This is a genomic window from Sphingomonas sp. P4_G2, assembly GCF_056401155.1.
Genome location: NZ_JBFUJY010000008.1, coordinates 120,360 through 142,360 on the forward strand (window position 1 = coordinate 120,360; position 22,001 = coordinate 142,360).

17 protein-coding genes and 1 pseudogene are annotated in these 22,001 nt (G+C 64.1%); 10 read left to right on the forward strand and 8 right to left on the reverse strand.

Translation table 11 applies throughout. From position 1 onward, the window contains the following. The first annotated feature begins 6 nt into the window (after positions 1 to 6). The gene (locus AC1DRD_RS19770; protein WP_478031978.1) at positions 7 to 864 is read left to right on the forward strand and encodes an ion channel; all 858 of its coding nucleotides are present in this window, start codon (positions 7 to 9) and stop codon (positions 862 to 864) included. Between the two features lie 195 nt (positions 865 to 1,059). Next, entirely contained in the window at positions 1,060 to 2,643 is a 1,584-nt protein-coding gene (locus AC1DRD_RS19775) for a Na+/H+ antiporter (protein WP_478031979.1), read from the forward strand. A 156-nt stretch (positions 2,644 to 2,799) separates the two neighbouring features. Here the strand turns inward: AC1DRD_RS19775 and AC1DRD_RS19780 are convergent, their stop codons facing one another. Both AC1DRD_RS19780 and AC1DRD_RS19785 read right to left on the reverse strand, forming a co-directional pair. After that, positions 2,800 to 4,425, reverse strand: a complete 1,626-nt coding sequence (locus tag AC1DRD_RS19780; RefSeq protein WP_478031980.1) for an alkaline phosphatase D family protein — start codon at positions 4,423 to 4,425, stop codon at positions 2,800 to 2,802. Between the two features lie 34 nt (positions 4,426 to 4,459). Further along, complete coding sequence (locus tag AC1DRD_RS19785) at positions 4,460 to 7,663, reverse strand: TonB-dependent receptor (protein ID WP_478042739.1); 3,204 nt, start codon at positions 7,661 to 7,663, stop codon at positions 4,460 to 4,462. A 228-nt stretch (positions 7,664 to 7,891) separates the two neighbouring features. Here AC1DRD_RS19785 and AC1DRD_RS19790 point away from each other — a divergent pair, with 228 nt between their 5' ends. The 3 genes and pseudogenes from AC1DRD_RS19790 (at position 7,892) to AC1DRD_RS19800 (ending at position 9,476) form a co-directional block, all read left to right on the forward strand. After that, positions 7,892 to 8,488: an RNA polymerase sigma factor gene (locus tag AC1DRD_RS19790; protein ID WP_478031984.1), complete on the forward strand. Its 597-nt coding sequence runs from the start codon at positions 7,892 to 7,894 to the stop codon at positions 8,486 to 8,488. Further along, positions 8,457 to 8,603: pseudogene (locus tag AC1DRD_RS19795) on the forward strand (FecR/PupR family sigma factor regulator); the annotation flags it as partial. The gene AC1DRD_RS19790 and the pseudogene AC1DRD_RS19795, both read left to right, overlap by 32 nt. A gap of 177 nt (positions 8,604 to 8,780) precedes the next feature. Next, a complete protein-coding gene (locus tag AC1DRD_RS19800) occupies positions 8,781 to 9,476 on the forward strand; it encodes a FecR family protein (RefSeq protein WP_478042758.1) in 696 nt (231 codons plus the stop codon). A gap of 19 nt (positions 9,477 to 9,495) precedes the next feature. Here AC1DRD_RS19800 and AC1DRD_RS19805 read toward each other — a convergent pair whose 3' ends face one another. The 3 genes from AC1DRD_RS19805 to AC1DRD_RS19815 all read right to left on the reverse strand — a co-directional run bounded on the left by AC1DRD_RS19805 (position 9,496) and on the right by AC1DRD_RS19815 (position 13,504). Beyond that, a complete protein-coding gene (locus AC1DRD_RS19805; RefSeq protein WP_478042740.1) occupies positions 9,496 to 9,897 on the reverse strand; it encodes an MAPEG family protein in 402 nt (133 codons plus the stop codon). Positions 9,898 to 9,954: 57 nt separating this feature from the next. Continuing rightward, on the reverse strand, positions 9,955 to 11,994 hold the full coding sequence (locus tag AC1DRD_RS19810; RefSeq protein ID WP_478031987.1) for an amidohydrolase family protein: 2,040 nt from the start codon (positions 11,992 to 11,994) through the stop codon (positions 9,955 to 9,957). 412 nt (positions 11,995 to 12,406) lie between these two features. Continuing rightward, on the reverse strand, positions 12,407 to 13,504 hold the full coding sequence (locus AC1DRD_RS19815; RefSeq protein WP_478031989.1) for a glycosyltransferase family 2 protein: 1,098 nt from the start codon (positions 13,502 to 13,504) through the stop codon (positions 12,407 to 12,409). A 113-nt stretch (positions 13,505 to 13,617) separates the two neighbouring features. Here AC1DRD_RS19815 and AC1DRD_RS19820 point away from each other — a divergent pair, with 113 nt between their 5' ends. Together AC1DRD_RS19820 and AC1DRD_RS19825 are read left to right on the forward strand one after the other, a co-directional pair. Then, positions 13,618 to 15,411 carry an ABC transporter ATP-binding protein gene (locus AC1DRD_RS19820; RefSeq protein ID WP_478042741.1) on the forward strand — a complete coding sequence of 598 codons (1,794 nt, stop codon included), beginning with the start codon at positions 13,618 to 13,620 and terminating at the stop codon, positions 15,409 to 15,411. 4 nt (positions 15,412 to 15,415) lie between these two features. Continuing rightward, positions 15,416 to 16,180 carry a 2OG-Fe(II) oxygenase gene (locus tag AC1DRD_RS19825; RefSeq protein ID WP_478031992.1) on the forward strand — a complete coding sequence of 255 codons (765 nt, stop codon included), beginning with the start codon at positions 15,416 to 15,418 and terminating at the stop codon, positions 16,178 to 16,180. On the opposite strand, the gene AC1DRD_RS19830 is transcribed toward AC1DRD_RS19825, so the two are convergent. After that, positions 16,169 to 16,990 (reverse strand): Stf0 family sulfotransferase, encoded by an 822-nt coding sequence (locus tag AC1DRD_RS19830; protein ID WP_478031993.1) that lies wholly within the window; start codon positions 16,988 to 16,990, stop codon positions 16,169 to 16,171. The two genes, AC1DRD_RS19825 and AC1DRD_RS19830, sit on opposite strands and share 12 nt — an antisense overlap. 44 nt (positions 16,991 to 17,034) lie before the next feature. On the opposite strand from AC1DRD_RS19830, the gene AC1DRD_RS19835 reads away from it, so the two are divergent. The 3 genes from AC1DRD_RS19835 (at position 17,035) to AC1DRD_RS19845 (ending at position 19,854) form a co-directional block, all read left to right on the forward strand. Continuing rightward, positions 17,035 to 17,814 carry a hypothetical protein gene (locus AC1DRD_RS19835; RefSeq protein ID WP_478031994.1) on the forward strand — a complete coding sequence of 260 codons (780 nt, stop codon included), beginning with the start codon at positions 17,035 to 17,037 and terminating at the stop codon, positions 17,812 to 17,814. Beyond that, a complete protein-coding gene (locus tag AC1DRD_RS19840; protein ID WP_478031996.1) occupies positions 17,811 to 18,692 on the forward strand; it encodes a polysaccharide pyruvyl transferase family protein in 882 nt (293 codons plus the stop codon). Before AC1DRD_RS19835 ends, AC1DRD_RS19840 begins: the two co-directional genes overlap by 4 nt. A 382-nt stretch (positions 18,693 to 19,074) precedes the next feature. Continuing rightward, positions 19,075 to 19,854 carry a right-handed parallel beta-helix repeat-containing protein gene (locus AC1DRD_RS19845; protein ID WP_478031997.1) on the forward strand — a complete coding sequence of 260 codons (780 nt, stop codon included), beginning with the start codon at positions 19,075 to 19,077 and terminating at the stop codon, positions 19,852 to 19,854. Between the two features lie 206 nt (positions 19,855 to 20,060). On the opposite strand, the gene AC1DRD_RS19850 is transcribed toward AC1DRD_RS19845, so the two are convergent. Both AC1DRD_RS19850 and AC1DRD_RS19855 read right to left on the reverse strand, forming a co-directional pair. Next, a complete protein-coding gene (locus tag AC1DRD_RS19850; RefSeq protein WP_478031999.1) occupies positions 20,061 to 21,410 on the reverse strand; it encodes a DEAD/DEAH box helicase in 1,350 nt (449 codons plus the stop codon). Positions 21,411 to 21,626: 216 nt separating this feature from the next. Further along, positions 21,627 to 22,001, reverse strand: a complete 375-nt coding sequence (locus tag AC1DRD_RS19855; protein ID WP_478042742.1) for a hypothetical protein — start codon at positions 21,999 to 22,001, stop codon at positions 21,627 to 21,629.

Below are 22,001 nucleotides of genomic sequence, written 5' to 3' on the forward strand. Positions count from 1 at the left end.
GGCGGCATGGCCAGAAAACCACGCCGCCAAGTCATCAATCTCGGCGGCTTCCCCGCGATCAAGATCGGCGCGCCCGCGCCGTTCGCCGACCTCTATTACTGGGTCATGGAGATGTCCTGGCCGATGTTCATCGGCCTGGTGTCGCTGTTGTTCCTCGTCGTCAACATCGTGTTTGGCTTGATCTACGCGGCCATGCCGGGCGCGGTCGTCAATGCCCAACCCTATTCGGTGGTCGACGGGTTCTTCTTCTCGGTCGATACGCTCGGGACGGTCGGCTATGGGGTGATGGCACCCGCGACCCGTTTCGCGCACGCCATCGCGTCGATCGAGATTCTGACGGGCCTGTTCTTCTCGGCGACGATGACCGGGCTGATCTTCGCGCGGTTCGCGCGGCCGCGGCAAAGCCTCGAATTCAGCCGCGTCGCCGTGATCGGCCGCCACCAGGGCAGCAAGGCGCTGATGGTGCGGGTGGCATCGACGCGATCGCGCGCGCTGGCCGACGCCCAGGCGCAGATGTCGTTCCTCGAGACGCATCATCTTGGCGACGGCCGCTTCTTTCGCAGTCTCGTCACGCTGCCGCTGGTCCGGGACACCAATCCGCTGCTCGGCCTGTCCTGGACATTGGTCCATCTGCTCGCCGATGACAGCCCCGTCCTGGCCGCGCTGGCGAGCGAGGACCGCTTCCTGCTGACCGTCACGATCGGCGGGGTCGACACGCTGCTCGCCGGGCCATCGCTGGGCGGGGTCCGCTATGACCGCGATCACATCCGGGCCGATCACGAATTCGTCGATATCATTTCCGAGGAGGATGGCGTCGTCCGCCTCGACATGACGTTGCTCCATGAAACGGTGCCGATCGGCTGACTGACCGGCGCGAGCCCGGGGTCGATCTGCGCGAGAATGGCCGGGGTGCCGCGCGCTCAAGCGACAAGTTTTCCGTACGGCTGACCCGCCGCCTTGAAAGAAGAGGCCTTCCGCCCTGCCTCCCGCGGTGGCACGATCGGGATCGGATCAGGCAAGGAAGCGGGTCAGCATCGGCCCGGCGAGATGGGGAAAGCGATGCGTCCTGTCGAGACTTTCGAACTCGTCCTGGCCCTGCTGGTCGGTGTCGTCGCGCTGCATTGGGCGGCGCGGCGACTGAAGCTGCCGCCATCGACTGCCTTGCTGGTGGGCGGCGGTGGGCTTGCCTTCATCCCCGGACTGCCGCCCGTGGCGCTCGATCCCGAACTGGCGCTGGTCTTGTTCCTGCCGCCATTGCTGATGGACGGTGCCTATTTCACCGCGTTCGGACGGTTCCGGCGGCATTTGCCGGGAATCCTGTCGCTCGCCATCGGGGCGATCATCTTCACCACGCTGGCGGTCGGGGTCGTCACGCATTGGCTCGTCCCCAGTCTGCCCTGGGCAGCATGTTTCGCGCTCGGCGCGATCGTGTCGCCGCCCGACGCGGTCTCGGCGCGCGCGGTGCTGCAGAACGTCAAGCTCCCGCGCCGGCTGTCGGCGCTGGTCGAGGGCGAAAGCCTGCTCAACGACGCGACCGGGCTGGTGCTGTTCCGCTTCGCCGTGGCGGCAACGTTGAGCGGCACGTTCAGCGCCGGCGCCGCGGTCACCAGTTTCTTCCTGCTCGCGCTCGGCGGGGTGGTGGTCGGGCTGGCGGTTGCGGCGGGTTGGCTGTTCGTGGTCAAGCGGCTGAAGGACCAGACGCTGATCATCATGGCCAATACCTTGATGTGCTGGGTCGCCTATATCGCCGGCGAGCGCGTTCATGTCTCCGGCGTGATCGCGACGGTGGTCGCCGGGCTGATGCTCGGCTGGTATCAGCATATCGTCTTTTCCGCTCCCGTCCGGCTGCGCGGCAGCGCCTTCTGGCAGACGATGGTGTTCGTGCTCGAGGCGATCGTCTTCATCCTGATCGGCTCGTCGTTGCGCGGGGTGCTCGATCGGGTCGGCGGGGTCGAGGCGGTCACCGCGACGATGACGATCCCGATCCTGGGCGTCATCCTGACCATCGTCGCGGCGCGCTTCGCCTGGATCTTCGCCAATGACGGCCTGCTCTCTGCCCTCCGCGCGATGGGACTGAAGCGCGCGCGGCCGCTCGGCGTGCGCCAGGCGACAGTGCTGAGCTGGACGGGCATGCGCGGCGTCGTCACGCTGGCGGTGGCGCTGTCCCTGCCCGCGGCGATGCCGGGGCGCGACCTGATGCTGGTCACTGCCTTCGCGGTGATCTTCGCCACCGTCGTCGTACAGGGGACGAGCCTGGGCTGGCTGATCCGGACGGTCGAACCCGAGGACAAGGACCCGCCGGCGAAGATGACGATGGCGGAGACCGAGGCGGCGATCGCCGGCGCTCGCAACGCGGCGGTCGAAGCCAATGCCTATGACCAGGACGGCACGCTGATCCACCCGCAATTGCTCAAGCAATCACACAAGCGGCTAGAGGCGATCCAGCGCTACGCGGCGGACGCGGATACGTTCATGGAGAATGTCCGCCCGCATTTCGACGTGATCCTGACCGCGATCGCCGCGGGCCGCGCCGAACTGATCCGCGCCCACCGCGCTGGGCTGATCGAGGACGAGGTATTGCAAGAACTCGAACGCGATCTCGACGTCGAGGAATTGGGGATCATCCTGCAGCGCGGAGAGTAGGCGGCCCGGGTAGTTGAGCAATCACTGCTAGAGCATCGCGCGGAAAAGTGGGTACCGGTTTTCCGCAAAAAGCGATGCGACGACAAATAACTAGAACGGAGCGCGTGATTCAGAAATCACGCGCGACGCTCTGGGGCAACGCGCCGAAGAGATCGTTCAACCAGCAAATGCCCTTCGACCACGGTCGACATGCATCTGATGCGACCCTGCGAGCTCGACGCTCGGAGATTGGATCGTCCGCATGAATAGCCACTCGCCCGTTACGCGCTGCGGCGTGATGTCGATCATCATATAGCCCCGCTGACTCGTGTCGGCCCATTGCAGCTCGGGATTGGCGGCGACGAAGCCCCGGGCGACACTCTTTGAGTCGGCGCGGAAACTACCCTCCAGGCCGCCCGAGGTGACGCTGTGGCCGGCGAACTCGACGCCGGCGCGCTTTCCGTCCTCGACCAGCGAATAAGCCCAGGCGTTATGACTGTCGCCCGACAGCATGACGAGATCCGCGTCCGCCTCCTGCGCCGATTTCAGCAATCGCGACCGCGCGGCGGGATAGCCGTCCCAGCGATCCATCCACATCGGCAGGCCGATCCGCGCCGCGCGAACATCGTTCTTGAAGCGGCTCACGACCTGATCGCTGGCGTCGGAGCGGAGCCAGCCGACCGCGTCGCCGGGCATCACCGTCCGGCCAAGGATCGTGCCCATGCCGACCAGCTGCCAGGCGGTCGACCGGGCGCCGGCCTTCAGCGCATGCGCCAGCCAGCTTTCCTGGGTCGACCCGAGCATGGTCGCGGAAGGATCCTGCCACACGCCGTCGCGAAACGCCTTGAGCGCGCCATCGGTATCAGGGGCGTGATAAGCGGCGGCGATATCGGCCTGTTTGGTGCGCGCCAGCAACCGCGATTCGGTGCGGTAGAGCGTTGCCAGCGTCCCGATCGGATAGGATTTCCAGGGTTCGTCGGACACCGGCATCCATTCGCGATAGACCTGCATCGCGGCGGCGCGGCGCGGGTTCCAATCGCCTTCGGTCTTCGGCTGATGGTTTTGCGCCCCGCCTTCCCAGCTGTCATTGGCGGATTCGTGATCGTCCCAGAAGGCAACCATCGGCGCCATCTGATGCAGCCGCTGCAGATCGCCATCGGCGCGATAGCAGGCATAACGCAGGCGATAATCGGCGATCGCGAGGATTTCATGATCGGGTTCCACCGCCCGGCCGGCGATAATCTTGTCCTTATAGGATGCGTTGCCGTATTCGTAGAAATAGTCGCCGACATGCATCCAGAGATCCAGGTCGGTCCGCTTGGCCGCATGGCCATAAGCGTTGAACCAACCGACCGGCATGTTCGAGCAAGAGAACACCGCCAGTCCGAAGCGAGCGGCATCGTCCGTCGGCAAGGTCTTCGTCCGGCCGACCGGCGAGCGGCTGCCATCGGGGGCGACGAAGCGATACCAGTAAACCGTTCCCGGTTTCAGCCCGTCGACCGTGATCTTCGCCGTCCAGTCCCGATAGACGCCGGTGCGCACGCTGCGGCCAGACATCACCTTGGTGAAATCAGGATCGAGCGCGACTTCGGCATCGAGCCGAACGATGTCCTCGCCCGTCGCGGGCACGTACCGCGTCCATAGCAGCATGGAATCGGGGCCGGGCTCTCCGCTCGCCACGCTATGCGTGAACCCCTTGGCGGCGAGCAGCTGGGCGAGGCTCCGGCCCGGCGCTACCAGCAGCGCGCCCAGGCCAAAGCCGGCACCCAGAACGAGGCTACGCCTATCGATCGTCAACATCATGAAACTCCGCAAAACTGATCGATGAAATGGCGGCTCAGAAGGTGGCCTTGAACGCGACGTTCCACATCGATCCATAGATGCTGTAGAGCTGCACCCGGCTGCGGATGTTGGAATAGACGATGTCCGGCGCGTTGAAGATGTTTCGGCCGGCGATCTGCACCGCGTATTTCTTGGAGATCTTGTACGTCGCGCTGACGTTCCACAGCGTGCGGTCGGCGTGATAAAGGATACCGTTGGTGGCAGTCGTCGGCGTGTTGCTCAGCGCGCTGGTGCGGTAGGACGACTGATAATTGCCGGTCAGCTGGAAATCGATCGGACCGCGGCCATAGCGGATGCCCCAATTGGCCGAATATTTGGGCAGGTTCACGCGCACGCCATCGGGGTCGACCAGGTTGAACGATCCGCGAAGCCCGAAGCCTTTCAGCGCCCCCGGCAGGAAGGTCAGCTGCTGGTCATATTCGAACGTCACGCCGTTGGTGCTGCTCACGCCCGGCTGATTCACCGTGCTGACGAAGGTATAGCCGCTATAGTCGCTGTCGCTGTAGCCGGCGTCCTTGGGATCGATGGTGATGCCCGTCACCTGCATGTCCTTGACGTCGAGCCGATAGGCCGAAATCGCGATGATGCCCGCCGGCTCGAGATAATATTGCAGGCTGGCATAATATTTCGTCGAATGCTCGGGCTTGAGCAGCGGGTTGGGCACGGTGACGATCTGGGTCGTGTCGTTGACCGAGATGGCGCCGCCGAGATTGCCATAGTCGGGACGCAGGATCGCCTGGCTGAAGGCGAATTGCGCGACCAGATGTCGGTTGAAATCGTATTTGAGCCCGCCGCTCAGGAACCAGTCGCCATAATCGCCGGTCTTCCACAGCTGCTGGCCGTTATAATATTGATAATTCACATAATCGACGGTGCCGGCCTTGTACCCCGCGGCGAGGACATCTTTCGCCGGGCGGACTTTCGCGATCAGCGCGCCTTCGCGGGTTCCTTCATAACGCAGGCCGAGGTCGAACTTGAGTTTGTCGACCTGGCCTTGCAGCTCGACATAGCCGGAGCTGATCGTTTCGCGGACGCGATGATTGTTGAGGTAGTCGCGCTGCAAATTGCCCACGACGTCGGGCACGAAATATTCCGGATGCTGCTGATAGAGCGCCCAGGTCGCGTAATTGCTGTCGGCGCGCCAGCCCTGATCGTTGAAATTGCCGGCGTCGAAGCCGCGGATCTGGAATTGGTAATTGGTCGTCGCCGGGAGGGTCGACCCCTTGGGGCCGACATAATTGAACAGATTGTAGGACCCTTCGGTGGTCGACCATTCGTTGGTGCGGATGCCGCCGCCGGCCAGCAAGGTGGCGCGAACGGGGCCCACATCGAACTTCTTCTTGATGTCGAGATTGCCGCCATATTGACGGCCGGCGGCATTGGACTCCGCCGACCGCACGGTATTGCTGACCGGCAGCCAATTGTCGGGATTGCTCCACGACGGCCCGGCGGTCTGGGTCAGCGTATAAGCCGGGGATTCCGATGAGGCGCGATCGAGCGTGAAGCCGATCCCCGAATCCTTGGTGTCATCGCGCTGGAAGAAGCCCTTGCTGCCGTCGCGGAAATGGTATTCCGAGCTGGAATAAGCGCCGCGCAGCACGATGTCCCAGCTGTCGCCCTGATATTCCAGCTTGGGGGCGATGATCCCGGCCGGCGTGCCGGCGTAGCGATGCGAATATTGCGTGTTGACGTTGGTGTTGGCACCGTTCGGATTGACGACGATATGGGTCGGCGTCGAATCCGCGGTGGCATAGCTCTTGGCCGAGGTGCCGAACGTCAGGAAAGTGTATTGGTTGAAATATTCGACGTCGTAGAATGAGTAGGTTCCGCGCAGCGAGAAGACGAGCTTGTCGGAGAATTTATAGTCGATCGCGCCGTTCACCGCTTCGCGGTGCGTGAACTTCGGCCCGGGGCGCCACATCACCTGATAGGGCAGGACCGTACCGTCCTTCAGGTAGGACCAATCGGTCTGGACGCGATCCTGCTCAACATAATTGGCGTTGTAGCTGCCGCTGAGCGCGACCCCGAGACGACCATTGAGGAAGACGTCGGCGAAGGAAACCTGCGCGGACGGAAAGATCGTCGCATGCTTCTTGTCGTCCGGCATGTACCGCGCGGCGAATTGGGAATCGGACGTGCCGATCGCCCCGATTTGCAGCTGCAACAGGCGCTTCTTGCGCTGGAAGGCATATTTGCTGACCAGGTTGATCGAGCCCCCCGGGGCGTCGGCGTCCATCCCGGCGGTCAGCGTGTTGTTGAGTTCGATCCGCGAGATGCCGGTGATCGACATCTGCTCGAACGAATTCTGGCGGCCGGCATTGTTGTTCGAGGTGGCGGTCGCCATGCGGGCGCCGTCGGTCGTGAACAGCGAGTATTTGGGATCGAGGCCGCCAATACGCACGGCATTGGTATCGACTTCGACATAGTCGAGCGAGATGCCGGGCATGTTCTTCAGGAATTCGCCGACATCGCCCATCGTCAGCGCGCCGAAATTGTCCGCGTCGACCGCATTCATGGCATTCGGTGCGGAACGGCGCTTCATCAGCGCGGCGGCTTCGCCGGAGCGCACGCCCACGACCGTGATATCCTGGCTGCCCTCGTTCCCGGCATTGAGCGACTGCGGCCGCATCGCGATGTCGACCGACGCCGGCTTGCCGGCGGCGATGTTGGTGGTGGTCCTGATGTCCTGCAAACCGGCATAGCGCACCACGATCGTGACCTCGCCGTTCGGGACGTCGGTGATGCGGAAGCCGCCGTCATCGTCGGTATAGGTGACGATATCGGTGCCTTCGACGCGTATCTCGGCATTATGCAGATACTGGCCGGTCGCCGTGTTGAGCACACGACCGCGGATCACGCCGTTCCCGACGCTACGTCCCTTGCCATTGTCGGACGCACGGTTCGACCGCAGCGTGATGGTCTGCCCATCGTCGCCGACGATCCGGAGCGGTGTTCCCGCGATCAGGCGGCGCAGTGCTTCGCGCGTATCCATCGTGCCCTTGATCGCCGGCGTACTGACACCGGCCAGGTCTCGCGCGGAGGCCACGATCTGGATCTGGCCCTGGCGGGCAAGCTCCGGGATCGCCTTCACCGCAGCCTGCGCGGGGATGTCGAAGCTGCGGCCCTGCGCATAAGCGGGCGCCGACACGACACTGGCGGCGATGGCGCTGCCGCACAGAATGGTATGACGCGAAAACATCTTCTTCCCCCTTTTGCATGCGACGATCGTCGCCCTGTTGGGGACTGAGAGCCTTGGGCTGACCGCTTCCGCCACCGGACGGAGGAAAATTTTGGAAGCGCCACCCGCGCGACGGACTGTCACATATTCAGGCTAGCGGAGGTTCGAATCGACACGGCGCGGTCTGGTTCCACCATGTGGATCGCGGGCGGTCCCGGGGTGCCCATTTCCCTTGCCTACGGATACCAGATGAGCGGATTCGACCAGGAACGAACACGCTGGTTTCTTCGAAACATCCTGCCACATGAGCCGGAACTGCGCGCATGGCTGTCCCGATCGACCATCGCGGGGCTCGAGCCGGACGACGTCATCCAGCAATCCTATGCGATCTTCGCCGAGATGGAGCGCGTCGATACGATCAGCTATCCGCGCGCCTATCTGTTCCAGATCGCCCGCTCGCTGATCACGCGCCACATCCGCCGCGCCCGGATCGTGCCCCTCCACGCGATCGACGAACGGTTCGATTGTCCTGACGACAGTCCCTCGCCCGAACAATATGCCGTGGATCGCGATGAATTGCGCGAACTGGCCCATGCGATCGCGGCGATGCCCGATAAAATGCGCGAGGCCTTCATCTTGCGCCGGGTCCACGGCCTGCCCCAACGCGAAATCGCTTCCCAAATGAACATTTCAGAGAATACCGTCGAAAAGCATATATCCAGAGGCATTCGTTTCCTGATCGAGTGGTTTGGGCATGGCGGAAGAGCGCTGTCTCGAGGCTCTAGAAGCCAGGGTGTGGAGATTGCCTCGCTAGATGCCGACATTCGAATCCAGTCGAAGCATTGATGAAACCGCGTCCGATTGGACGGCGCGGCTTGATCGTGGACAGCTGACTCCAGGCGAGCAGGCTGAGCTCGAAGCGTGGCTGCACGGTGATCCGCGGCGGCGCGGCGCCTTGTTGCGGGCACAGGCGATCGCGCTGAAGAGCGAGTCCGCCCAGGCATTGGGGGCGCGCTTCGATCCCGCCGATTTCGCCCCGCCCCCGCCCGCGGACAAGAGTGGAATCTCGCGCCGCCGGACCTTGATCTGGACCGGCACGGCTGTCGCCGGTGCGACGTTGATCGCGTTGGGGGTCGGCATGCCCGCTGCCGGCACGACGATCAGCACGGGCCGGGGCGAGCTTCGCCTGGTGCCGTTGAAGGACGGTTCGACGGTCATGCTGAACACCGATACCAGCATCAGAATTCGCGACGGCGCCGACGAGAGGCGCGTGACCCTGCTCAAGGGCGAGGCTTTCTTCTCGGTCGCGCGGGGCAGGACGAAGCCGCTCGTCGTCGAGGTCGACGGGCGTCGCCTGATAACGGGCCAGGCCACATTCAACGTCCGCAAGCTGACCGGCGCGCCAGTCAATCTGCTGGTTCACCAGGGAGAGGTCAGGCTGACCGCGCCATCATGGGGCGATCAGCGCGTGGTCGCGGTAACATCCGATATGAAGCTGGACCTGGCTGAACCGCACTTGTTTCGGCCAACGCCGCCCGAGCGGCCTTTACCGGTTCCGTCCGACGCCGTGACGCGCGGGTTGGCATGGCTGGAAGGCAAGATCGCGTTTGAAGGCGAGACGCTGCAGACCGCGGCGGACAGCTTCGCCCGCTATAGCGACACCCGTATCCAAATCCGCGATGCCAGCCTGGCGCGCGAGCCGGTCACCGGCCTTTTTGCCGCAAACGACCCGGCGGGATTCAGCCGGGCCGTCGCCGCCATATTCGATGCCAAGGTCGATCGACAGGGCGATACGATCATCCTGTCCAGAGACCGGCATCCGGATAAGTTCTAAGCCCGCGACGCAAGGTCCGTCAGACCCCACCCGCCACCAAAGTATAGACGATCCTCCCCAGCGCCCCGAGCAGCAGAACCCCGCTAGCCGCGAACTGGATCAGGAAGCCGGTGCTGCGCTTGCCGGGATCGGCCATATAGCCGGCGGCATAGATCAGCCGCCCGGCAATCCACATCACGCCCAGCCCGGCGGCGACATATTCGTTCCAATAGATCGCGAACAGCCACAGCCCGCCGAGGAACAGCGGCAGCCCTTCGAGCGTGTTGATATGCACCCTGACCGCGCGTTCGAGCAGCGGATCGCCGGTCATGGCGGGCGCGGCGATGCCCGATGTGCCGCGCACGCGGCCGACTTGCAGGCTCATGTAGAAATAGACCAGCAGCGCCACGATCGTGACGATCGCGGTCCAGCGATGTTCCATCATTGATATTCCCCAAGATTACCGGCCGGTGCGAGTGCCGCCGGTCGTGCGTGATCGCTATTTCGGCATGCCGCTGAGGCCGCTCGCCTGGCGCAGCGCGGCGCCGTCGAGGCGATAGCCGTCGAGGAACACCGTCCGGACATGGCGGAGATTGGTCAGGTCCTTCGACACGTCGCCATCGACCAGGATGATGTCCGCGGTCTTGCCCGGGGCAATCGATCCGACACGGCCGTCCATTCCGGTCATCCGCGCCGGCACGATCGTCGCGGTCTGGAGCGATTCCGCGTTGGTCAGCCCGGCCTGCTGATAGAGTTCGAGTTCGCGCACCAGCTCAAGTCCATAGCCATCGGTCCCCGCGACGATGCGCACGCCGGCCTGGTGAAGGCGGCCGACCAATCCCACCATCTTGTCGAAGCTCTTGCGGAAATCGTCGCGCGTCAGCCCGCCGAACAGCGGATAGCCCGGGATCTTCCAGCCGCGCACCACCGATGGCGGCGCGACCTCGGCGAATGGCGCATATTCGGGCGACATCGCCGTCCCGTCCGAGGTCATCAGCGGCTCCCACACGGTCAGGGTCGGATCGATGATCGTCCCGCGCTTCGACAGCTCGGCGTAAAAGGCCTTCATCGCCGGGGAGTCGAGATCGACATCCTTGCCATATTTTGCCGGCCCCTCGAGCCGCGCGGCGGTATTAGCCTTGTCGACCACGTCCTGCGGCATCGCCTGCATCATGATGAAGTTGATGTGCGTGACTTCGTCATAGCCCGCGCGCACCGCGTCGAGCGGGCGCATGCCCGCCGGGACATGGCCATGGACGTGGAGGCCGAGCTTGTGCGCCTCGGCAGCGCCCGGAGCGATCCAGGCCGGATTCATCGAGGTATAGAATTTGACTCCCCACAGACCAGCTGCCTTGATCTTGTCGACCGCGGCGATGGTTTCGGCAGCCGACGACACGGTGAGCGCACCCTGCGCGGCGAGCGGATCCTTGCGGTCGATGATCACCGATATCTTGCCGTCGGGCGCGAGCAGATCGCCGGCGGCGCGCCGCTTGTAGATGCTCAGCGCCTCGTCGATCATCGAACCGGGGCTGCGGTAATTGGTCATGCCCGTGGCGAGGTTCTGCAGCAGGTTCCAGTCGTCGCCGACATGCTGGTGCGAGTCCCACAGGCCCGGCAGCAACGTCTTGCCTTTACCGTCGATCACGACCGCGCCCGCGGGCGCCTTGATCGACCCGGCGGCGCCGACCGACGCGACCTTGCCGTTCGAGATCAGCACCGCGCGGTCGGGCAGATAGGTGCCCGCGACCGAATCGAACATCAGCACGTGGTCGACCAGGGTCGGCGTACGGTTGGCCGGCGCCAGGAAGCTATGGGCAATGTCGCGGACCATCGCCGCGATCGCCTTGTCCTGGATGTCCTTGAGCTTGGGCCCATCACTCTCATAGCCTTCGGGCAGCAGCGAGATCTGCCCGGCATTGCCGAAGAATCGGTTGTCCTGATCGAGCCAGACCGGCGACGGCGAGAAACCATAGCCGGTGATGAAGGCGAGTTTGACGGTCTTCTTGCCTTGCGGACCGTCAATCTGCACCGGCTGGCCGATCTTGATGCTGGCATGGCCGGTCGGCAATAAGTCGATGCCCTTGGCGCCCGCCGCGACTAGCGCGTTGACGTCCATCTCACTGGCGAGCCAAGGGCCGCCATAGCTATTGTAGCGCCGCGCGGCGAATGGCGCGGAGCCGGAATCGACGGCGGTCTTCCAGCGCGCGACGCCGGCGGTATCAACATCGAAATTCTCGGTGGCGTCGCCCGAATCGGTAAAGCCGCGGATCGCGATCGCCGATGGCCGCTTGTCGGCCGCCAGGGTCACCAGCTCGTCGGTTTCAGTGACCCAGCCGCGCAGCGACATCGACATGCGATAGGCGACCCGGCCATCGGGCATCGTCCACGACCAGACGTCACCATGCTTCCCAGCGGTCGAGCTGATCGTATAATGCCGCGCGCCCGCCGGCGGGGCCATCAGCTCTTCCTTGGGCGTCGACGCGGCCCCGGCGATCGACGCGGTGGCGGCGAGCAGTGACGCGAGCAGAATCCGGCGCATATTTTCCCCCTGTGCAGGCGCGCCGAGACTGACGCGGTCCGCTCGCCGAGGCAACCGCATATCTGCGGGGCCGGCGTGCAAGGTCAGGCAGCGAAAGATGTCGAGGGCCGGAGCGTTATTCAGCGAATGATGTCGCCGCCGCCTTTGCCGCCGCGCTGGGGAAAGCCGTGACGGTCCAGGTGACGCCGCGCGATCGCTGGGTGGAGGCGTATCGCGCGCTCGGCTTTTCGGACGCGGCGGCCGATTCCTATGCGCGCATGACGGCGGTGAGCGTCGACGACGGCTTCGATACGCGGCTGCGTCCGAGCGCGGCGAGACCATGCTCACTGCCTATATCAACGCGCTGGTCACCGAAGCCGACGGGCGAGCGCACGACTGATCGCTGCAACACCAAAAAAGGGCGCCGGATCGCTCAGGCGCGGCCGGTGATCGCCAAGTCGCCGTCGCTGCGCGGTTGGTTCGCGCGACCCGCGAGCGATCCTTCGGCCACGGACCGGCCAGGCTTCATGACTGGACCAGGACCATCGGCGCCGATGGCCACGCGCGGCTGCCATTCGACCATCGTTGCGCTGCCGATGCGGCGGCGCGTGGCGCGCGTGCGCAGCACGCCGGCCAATCGCATGCTCGCGCGTAACGTGCCCGGACTGATCGCTCCCCATGCAGCCCACGCCAACACCTTGACGGCATTCAGGTTCCAGCCCAGCGCCCGGCTCCTCAGCAATTGTCGCAATATCCCGGGCCGCCCGCCCGACCATAACCGCAGCGAGCCGACCGCGCGCAAGGTTTCAGGCCGCAGATCGACGACCGACGGCGGAATTGGGGGCAGGCGGCGGTCTGCGCGCTGCTTGGCGCGCTGGACGTCGAATGCGTGCTGCAATTGCGCGATGGGAATGTTGAGCCGCGCACTCGTTTCGCTGAACCGGTAGCGGTATAGCGGCTCGGTCAGCACGATCAGCTTGCCCGCCGTGGCGATGCGGTAATACAGGTCGATATCTTCGAAATAATCGGTGCCCGCGGCATAGCCGCCGACCTGGTCGAATGCCGCCTTTCGGTACATTATCGAGCCGTGTGCGATCGGCGGCGCGTCGCCCGGATCGATCGCGCGCGCTCCGCTCCGCCGGGTCAAGCGTCCCTTGGCATCGATCGCTTCGAACAAGGTGCCAACCAGCACCACGTCGGCCCGCCCGTCGAACAGGTCGATCTGGCGCCGGAGCCGGTCGCGATGGGCGACATCGTCAGCATCCATCCGCGCGACGACCGGCGCACGGGCGGCATTGGCCACCCAATTGGATGACCCGACCGGTCCACCGGACTGGCTACGTTGAAGCAACCGGATGCGACAGTCGCGCGCCGCCCATGCCCGCAGGCGTTCGGTCGACCCGTCAGTCGACCCGTCGTCGCCGATCACCAGTTCGAATTCGCCAAAGCTCTGGTCGAGAATGCTCGAAATCGCTGCATCGAGAAACGGCAATGCGTTTCTGACCGGCATGACGACGCTCAATCTGGTCAACAAATCCCCCCCGGATTGACCTCAGTCTAACAGTGGCGTCGGGCAGTTGCTAGGAAGGATCTGATAGCGCCGAATTTGCTCCCGGCTGTTCGATCGGATAACCGATATTTGACATGCCGGGGGGGCGATCATCATCGGGGGAAGCTGCGACTGGCATCCTGTCGCTGATCGGCGAATTCGCGCGCGATCTCGCGCGCTCGTCGGGCCGACGCGGTACGCTCGGCATAGCAGCGACGCTGCTCGCGGCGATGATCGAAGCGGCTGGATTGATTCTGATCATGCCGATGGTATCGATCACGCTTGACCGCGGATCGCGGCAACCGGTGCTCGATCGCCTGGTCGATGCCATCTTCACGCGAATCGGTATTCCCAGCCAGTCGGGCCAGGTGATAGCCATGCTCGGATTGTTCGCAGGGCTGTTCATCATGCGCGTGGTCGTCGTCGCGGCCCGGGACGTCCTGTTGTCGCGATCAACCATCGACTTCGTCGATGCGCGGCGCAAGCGGGTGGTCCACAGCGCCGCGCATGCACGGTGGGAGGTGATCTCACGCTTGCATCAGGCGCGGGTCGCGCAGATCCTGGGTGCCGACGTACAGAACGTCGCCACAGCGGCGCGGATGATGCAGTTTTCGCTGATCGCAGCCATCACGTTGTTGGGCCAGTGCATCGCCGCGATCGTCCTGTCGCCGCAACTATCGCTTCTATGTCTTGCCGTGCTCGGGCTGGGTGGCGTGCTGCTGACTCGGACGATGCAGCAAGCGCATTCGCTCGGCCAGACCAATGTCGAGGGAAATCTGGCGGCGATGAATACCATCGTCCAGTTCTTCGGTGGGCTCAAACTCGCCGTCAGCCAGGATCTCCAAGCGAGCTATGTCGCCGAGGTCGAGACGGCACTCGACAATGTCGCCGGCCATCAACTGGCCTTTGCCCGCGGCCAGGCGCGGCGCCAGGTCGTGATCGGTACGATTGCGGCGATCGCCGGGATGATTGTGGCGGCGGTAGGCCTATTGGTGCTTCATCTGGCGCCGGCGGTGCTGGTTGGACTGTTGCTGATTCTGCTAAGAATGACCGGCCCGGCCGCGACGCTGCGTCAGCATAGTCAGCAGCTTGCCAAGCTGCTCCCCGCCTATCGCGCATTGACCGATCTCGAGGAAGAACTCGCCGCGGCGACGGCCGTCGCCGCGAGGAGCACGAATGCCGCTCCCGTCTTTCGTGGAGAGATCGCGTTTCGCGGGGTCGGCTTTGCACATGTATCGGGCGGCGCCGATGGCGGCGGACTCGACAATTGTTCATTGGCGATCGCCTGCGGAGAATTTGTCGGGCTGACCGGTCTGTCGGGCGCGGGGAAGACGACGCTGGTCGACCTGCTTGTCGGCTTGTACGAGCCGCTCGCCGGCGCGATCCTGATCGACGGAGTACCGCTAACCCCGGCCGTCTTACCGGCCTGGCGGGCTCGCATCAGCTATATCTCGCAGGATCCCTATCTGTTTTACGATACTATCCGGCGCAACTTGCTTTGGGCGAATCCGGCGGCGAGCGAGACTGCGTTGTGGGATGCGCTACGGTTGGCGGGCGCCGACACAATGGTTCGGCGGATGCCCGACGGACTCGATGCCGTGGTGGGCGAACGCGGCACATTGATTTCGGGCGGCGAACGTCAACGGCTGGCGATCGCGCGAGCAATGATCCGCAATCCCCGCCTGCTGATTTTGGACGAGGCCACCAATGCCCTCGACGTCGCCGCGGAACGGATGTTGATCGGTAATCTGCTCGACGTGACGCCGCGGCCGACGATCTTGATGATCGCGCACCGCAAGGAGAGCCTCGCACGGTGCGACCGCGTCCTGCGGCTTGAGGACGGCAAGATTGCTGCACTGGACGCCAGCGTGCGCGAAAGCATAGACTGAGCGTATGGAGGCGAGCCCGAACCGCGCGACTGTCAGCGATTGGCCGTTTCCGCACGTCATGGTGGACGGCTATCTCGACGCCGACGACTATGACGCGCTGCGTGGATCCTTCCCGCCGTGCCCGCACAATAGCGGCCCGACCGGCTATTCGCGATTCTGGGGCGATCCCGAATTCGATGTGCTGCTCGATGCCCAACCGGTGTGGCGGCGGCTCTTCGACTGGACCCAGAGCCAGGCGTTCGTCGATCTGTGCCTCGCGCCGTTTGCCGACGTGATCGCGCGCGAGGCGGTGGTCGACCTGTCGCACGCGCGCTTTGTCTCGCATATCGAAGCACGAGGCGAAAAGGAGCAGCGGTTTCTCGCGCCCGCAGGACTCGCTCCCGATCAATTGTTCGTCCGCACCGACATCCTGCAGGGCAAAGTCGGTTACGAGCGAGGCGCGCATGTCGATCACCGCCGCCGCGCCGCGACAATGCTGATCTATCTGTGCGACGGCGACGAGGATGAGATGACGGGCGGCGATTTGATCCTGCACGCTGCCGACGGTGAAACCTTGACGATCCGTCCGCGCCATAACCGCATGATATTGTTTCCATGCATCAATACGTCGCTGCATTCGGTGTCGCGGATCGACGCACAACGGCGCCCGCGCAATTTCGTGCAGCTGACCGTGTCGAGCTCGGTCGATTTGTGGGAGGACGAGCGCGTCGGCGGACTCGCCGGGATTCGCCAGGCCTTGGGCCGAGGGATGCGGCGGCTAGTCGCCTAGGGGCGGCGAGCTACTCTTCCAACCCTTTTCGCCCCGACGGTTCGCCAAACCGCCAAGCCGGTCGATTAGCCGCTCCCATCGTCCAGTGACTAGTGCCGGCATTTGATCGAGCGTCTGCTGCTCCGCCAGGAAACGCGTTCGCCATTCCGCATTGGTCGCGTCGCGCTGAATGGTCAGATCGACCTTGCCGGCGTCCGGTTGCACGCTGCCACTCACCCCGAGGAAAGCGGCAACCTTGGTCAGCACGGCCGGCGCGTCGGCGAGCAGATCCTCATACGCGATCTCGAGTGGCGCAATGTCATGGAGAGCGAAATATTGCTGAACGCGAGCCTCGTTCACCGCCTGGGCGAGGATCATGTCGCGGATCATCGCGGCGCTGTAGCGCGGCTCGCCGCGCGCGGTCGAGCTGGCGCGAAATTGCCGGGTCTGCTGCGCTTTCACGTCCGACAGCGCCCGCGCCAGCCGATCGCGACGGACGAGATGGATGAAGCGACGTTCGGGAAAGTCTTCCGCCCAGCGATCTGGCCAGAGGTCGTCGAGACGCTGCGGTGAGAGCTTGACGCCGAACACCCCGTTCTCGGTCATGCCGCGGCTGAGCATCATGGCACGCTGGCCGGCGCGGTCGAGCGGATAGTCGGTCACGCCACGGTCGCGATACCCTTGACCATTGAACCAATCCTCGGGCCGGCCCAGTGCGCCGGTCGAGCCCAGCAATTGCGCGAACCAGGTGCCGCCCGAACGGGGATAGGTCATCACGACATAGCCCCGGTGGGCGGGAGCGCGGTCGACCTGTCGGGTCATGTCGGTCATGGCCGTCTCTTGATCGGAATTGCCAGGCGGGTAAATACCCGCACGTGAGCGATCACTTGCCCATTTGCGTATCGCTCTGGATTGGCGAGCGGCTGTCGCCGATCGAACGCGCCTGCCTCCGCTCGATGCTGGCGATGGGGCATCAGGTCGAACTCTATTGTTATGAGCCACTGCGGGATGTGCCGTCCGGCGTCCGCCTCGTCGATGCCGCGACTATCCTGCCTGCCGACGCGATCATTCGCCACCGCAGCGGCAGTGTGGCCTTATTCTCTGACCGATTTCGCTTCGAGCTTCAGCGACGAGGCAAGGGGCTCTGGGTCGATCTCGACGTCTACATGCTGACCCCAGTAGCATTTTCAAACGGGCAGGCCCTGTTCGGGTGGCAAGACCGTGCGACCTTGGGTGCCGGTGTTCTGTACCTGCCGGCGGATAGCCCGGTGATCGCGCGCGTGCTGGATCTGTTCGAGCATCCCTACGTGCCGGACTGGCTGCGGCTGTCCGACCGAATTCAGGCATATTGGCGATCCAGAAGAGCTGGCACGATCGAGCTCGCCGACCTTCCCTGGGGGGTTGCCGGACCACTCGCGCTGACCGGGCTGGCGCGCCGGTTCGGGTTGCTCGATCACGCGGCACCCCGCGACGTCTTCTATCCCTACCACTGGGATGACGCCGGATGGATTTTCGATCCCAGCCAATCCCTCGACCGACACGTGACGCCACGCACGCGTACACTCCATCTCTACAATCATATGATCGCCGCGCGAAAATTCGAGCCCGCCGCGGCCGGCAGCTTCATGGACCGTTTGCAGCAGGAAGGCGCGTGACGCCGCCGCGTTTCGGCCTGCTCGACTATCCCGGCATCGCCAATCTCGGTGATACGATCCAGGCGTTGGCCGCCCGCCGGTTCCTACCGCGCGTCGATGTCCTCGTTCCGCGCGAGCGTCTGTCGGCGCCACTCGCTGGGCATGACGGACCGGTCAGGATGATCCTCAACGGCTGGTTCATGCACGACACCGCTTTTTGGCCACCCAACCCGGCCATCGAACCGCTGCTGATTTCGATGCATTTCGTGCAGGGTGGCAGGCCGCGGCTAAGGCGTTGGGTCCGGTCGCGACTCGAGCGGATGCTCAGCGGGCCGGGCGCGGAATTCCTGCGGCACTGGGGTCCAGTCGGGGCGCGCGACGCCTTCTCGCTGGAGCAACTCGAACGGCGCGGCATTCCAGCCTACCATTCAGGCTGCCTGACCCTGACGCTGCCACGTCGCGAGGGCATCACCCGCACCGACACGATCGTCGCGTGCGATGTGCCGCCCGATGCGCTCGCGTATCTGCGCGGGATCGCGACGGGGCCGATGGAAGAGGTCACGCATCTGGGCGCCGAACAACTCGACGCTGCCGGGAGAGAGGCGGCCGCCAATGCCCTTCTCGACCGTTATGCCGCCGCGGCCGCGGTCGTCACCACGCGCATCCACGCCGCGCTCCCGTGTCTGGCGTTGGGCACGCCCGTGCTGCTCGTCCACGATGCACGTCCGCCGCGCCGCATCGGGGACATGACCGCACTGTTCCACAGCTGCCCGCTGAACGATTTCGCCACCGGCCGCAGTGCTTTCGACTTCGCCAATCCCCCGCCCAATCCGGACGGTTTCATTCCGCTCGCGCGTGACATGATCCGGCGTTGCAAGACGTTCGTGGCGAGACCTTGATTAAGTATGACAAGTAAGCCGCGCGGTTGGGCGCGGCTTAACGTCACACCTCTGATCGAAACAACATAATCCGTTAGCTTTGAACTTGTTGAAGGGCGCCGCTCTCTACTCCCGAATTGGCTGATAGCCATTCCTAGGCAGGCTTAGGGAAAGCCGCGACTTGCGGCGACCAACACCGTCGCAAAACTCCTATAAAACTTCATTTCGGCGTGCTCTTTAACCATGACGAAATGAGTGATAGCGTCCCCGCCGATAAGTGTCGTTATCGACGCGAATCCAACAGAGGTAGGGTTTTCGCGACGCGATATCTTACAACTTGAGGGAAGTTATTTTCGCCGACTCAATGATGGGTTATGCGATGTTTCGTGGAGGGGAGCTGAACATGAAGAGAGTGTGGATAAAAATTCTGGGGGTAGGAATCGCCGGACTGGCATTCCAGGCGAGTCCCGCGGCGGCCCAGGCGACCCGTACGTGGATTTCCGGCGTTGGCGATGACGTCAATCCGTGTTCCCGCACCGCGCCCTGTAAGACTTTCGCGGGTGCGATCAGCAAGACCGCGGCGAATGGCGAGATAAACTGCATCGACCCTGGCGGCTTTGGTGGCGTGACGATCACCAAGTCGATCACCTTGCGTTGCGATCAGGTAGAAAGCGGCGTTCTCGTCGCCGGTACCAACGGCATCATCATCAATGCCGGGGCGAACGACAAGGTGGTGATCGATGGACTCGACATCGAAGGACTCGCCTCGAGTGGTAATTCGACCAACGGAATCAACATCCTTTCGGCGCGCGACGTCGTCGTGCGCAACACCAGCATTCGCGGGTTTACCGCGGCCGGCACGGGCAATGGAATTGTGGTGAACGGTGCGAACCAGATCGCCTTGACGGTCGAGCATTCGTTCATCTTCAACAATAATGTCGGAATCTTGGTCAGCTCGAGCGGCGGCAACGGCGCGGCGCGAGTCTATGATTCGGTTATTGTCGCCAACGCCAATGCCGGGGTTCGCGTCACCGGCGCGGGCAACAAGGCCGAGCTATCTGGGAATAAGATCATCCGTACGCCGAAGTCGATCGAAATCCTGAGCGGCGGCGGCGTCAGCTCCTACGGTGACAATGTATTGTCGACGGGTGGAGACGCGCCGACGATCATCCCGAAGGGCTGATAACTCGGCCAGCCGGGGTCCGGCGCGATAGAACCGCTCCTGCTGGGAAGCAGGGGCGGTTTTTGCTTTGCGTCCGGGAGGGTGCGGCGCCTAGCCCGTGACGGACTTACAGGCGCGCCAAAAAAAGGGGCGTCGGATCGCTCCGACGCCCCTTTCGGTACGCTTTACTCACCCTCGATCGAGCCGAAGCTCGCGAGGAATTCCTATCACGCGCTGGCTTGGGTCCGGCCGCCGCCCTGGCCGCCACGTCCGCGGCGGCGATTGCCGCTACGACCACGGGGGGCATAAGGATTGGCCGGCCGCGCTTCGTGCGTCTTGCGCGGCGGGCGAACGCCGCGCGGGCCGCGCGGGCGCTCGTCGCGTTCCTGCTGCGCGGTGACCGACTGTTTCGAGCGGGTCGAGACGATCTTCGCCGCCTCTGCCAGGAAATTCTCCGGCAGCGCCTTGAGCGCGATCTTCTGGCGCGTCAGCCTTTCGATGTCGCGCAGATAAGGACGCTCGTCGTCCGCCACGAAGCTGATCGCGATGCCGTCATTGCCGGCGCGCGCGGTGCGGCCGATGCGGTGGACATATTGCTCCGCCACGTTGGGCAGCTCGAAATTGATCACATGGCTCACACCCGACACGTCGATGCCGCGCGCGGCGATGTCGGTCGCGACCAGGACCTTTACTTCACCGGTCTTGAACGCGGCCAAAGCGCGCTCGCGATTGGCCTGGCTCTTGTTGCCGTGGATGGCGTTGGCCGCGATGCCGTTGCCACCTAGCAACCGGACGACGCGGTCGGCGCCGTGCTTGGTGCGGGTGAAGACCAGCACGCGCTCGATCGCCGGATCGCGCAGGGTCATGGTCAGCAGCGCCTGCTTCTCGGCCTGGTTGACCAGGGTAGCGAATTGCTCGACGCGCTCGGCAGTGGTCGCCGCCGGCTTGATCGAGACGAGCGCCGGGTCCTTGATGAACTGATCGGCCAGCTCGCGGATCGACTGCGGCATGGTCGCCGAGAAGAACAGGGTCTGGCGCTGGCGCGGGACCATCTTCACGATCTTGCGCAGCGCATGGATGAAGCCGAGGTCGAGCATCTGATCGGCCTCGTCGAGGACCAAAGTCTCGATCAGGTTGAGGCTGACGAATCGCTGCTCGATCAGGTCGAGCAGGCGGCCAGGCGTGGCGACCAGGATGTCGACGCCGCGGCTCATGTCCTGGCGGTTCTTGTTGATGCTGGTGCCGCCGAACACGGTGGCGACCGTCATGCGGCTAAACTTGCCGTAAGCACGCGCGCTCTCGGCAATCTGGCTGGCGAGCTCGCGGGTCGGGGCGAGGACGAGCATGCGGCAATGCGTCGGCAGGACGCGCTTGTCAGCCTCGACCAGGCGCTGGATCGACGGCAGCACGAACGCCGCGGTCTTGCCGGTGCCGGTCTGCGCGATGCCGAGCAGGTCGCGGCCTTCAAGCACATAGGGAATGGCCTGCGCCTGGATCGGCGTCGGCGTGGAATAGCCTTTGGCCTCGAGCGCGCGAACGAGCGGCTCGGCAAGGCCGAGATTAGTGAAATTGGTCATGGAAACCTTATGCAAAAATGCCTCTCGCATGTCCGATGGACACACGGGCGGCGGGGAGAAATGACACCCCGCGTGACTTGGGAAGCCTGTCGCTTAAACGACCGAGGCGGAGCCTGAACCGTAGCCATAAGGCCGGGTTCGATCACGCTGCATTACGCCTCGATAGCGGCCAAATAGATGCTGCACCGCAAAAAGTCAAGATCGGCAGGTGTAGCGTTAGCGGCCAAGATCCGGGTTGCGCAGCATCCTGAAGATCATCCAGCCGATCACCGCTCCCCAGGCAATTCCCGCGATCGAGGCGATGATCGTGCTGCCGCCATGGAAAAGCCGCCACAAGACAACCCCCGACACGATCGCGAGGCCGCCGATCCTGCCCCATAATCGCGCCCGGCCATGGAGCAGGATTTCGATCGCCGCGAGGATCGCGAGCAAGACGGCGACGATCACCAGTGTCAGTACCGATTCCCGGAGCGCGGCGAGCAACGCTTCGCGATGCCAATTGTTGAACACCGATCCGGCGATCACCAGCACCGCCGCGACCGCGATCAGGCCGGGCGGGATACGGCGTGGATTGGTGCCGGGCTCCGGCAT

What these genes read in the sequence shown, in the direction of transcription:
- AC1DRD_RS19855 (WP_478042742.1), bottom strand. Translation starts at nt 22,001, where the DNA reads ATGCCGGAGCCCGGCACCAATCCACGCCGTATCCCGCCCGGCCTGATC.
- AC1DRD_RS19845 (WP_478031997.1), top strand. Translation starts at nt 19,075, where the DNA reads ATGAAGAGAGTGTGGATAAAAATTCTGGGGGTAGGAATCGCCGGACTG.
- AC1DRD_RS19775 (WP_478031979.1), top strand. Translation starts at nt 1,060, where the DNA reads ATGCGTCCTGTCGAGACTTTCGAACTCGTCCTGGCCCTGCTGGTCGGT.
- AC1DRD_RS19780 (WP_478031980.1), bottom strand. Translation starts at nt 4,425, where the DNA reads ATGATGTTGACGATCGATAGGCGTAGCCTCGTTCTGGGTGCCGGCTTT.
- AC1DRD_RS19830 (WP_478031993.1), bottom strand. Translation starts at nt 16,990, where the DNA reads ATGACCGACATGACCCGACAGGTCGACCGCGCTCCCGCCCACCGGGGC.
- AC1DRD_RS19790 (WP_478031984.1), top strand. Translation starts at nt 7,892, where the DNA reads ATGAGCGGATTCGACCAGGAACGAACACGCTGGTTTCTTCGAAACATC.
- AC1DRD_RS19850 (WP_478031999.1), bottom strand. Translation starts at nt 21,410, where the DNA reads ATGACCAATTTCACTAATCTCGGCCTTGCCGAGCCGCTCGTTCGCGCG.
- AC1DRD_RS19800 (WP_478042758.1), top strand. Translation starts at nt 8,781, where the DNA reads ATGCCCGCTGCCGGCACGACGATCAGCACGGGCCGGGGCGAGCTTCGC.
- AC1DRD_RS19825 (WP_478031992.1), top strand. Translation starts at nt 15,416, where the DNA reads ATGGAGGCGAGCCCGAACCGCGCGACTGTCAGCGATTGGCCGTTTCCG.
- AC1DRD_RS19810 (WP_478031987.1), bottom strand. Translation starts at nt 11,994, where the DNA reads ATGCGCCGGATTCTGCTCGCGTCACTGCTCGCCGCCACCGCGTCGATC.
- AC1DRD_RS19805 (WP_478042740.1), bottom strand. Translation starts at nt 9,897, where the DNA reads ATGGAACATCGCTGGACCGCGATCGTCACGATCGTGGCGCTGCTGGTC.
- AC1DRD_RS19785 (WP_478042739.1), bottom strand. Translation starts at nt 7,663, where the DNA reads ATGTTTTCGCGTCATACCATTCTGTGCGGCAGCGCCATCGCCGCCAGT.
- AC1DRD_RS19820 (WP_478042741.1), top strand. Translation starts at nt 13,618, where the DNA reads ATGCCGGGGGGGCGATCATCATCGGGGGAAGCTGCGACTGGCATCCTG.
- AC1DRD_RS19770 (WP_478031978.1), top strand. Translation starts at nt 7, where the DNA reads ATGGCCAGAAAACCACGCCGCCAAGTCATCAATCTCGGCGGCTTCCCC.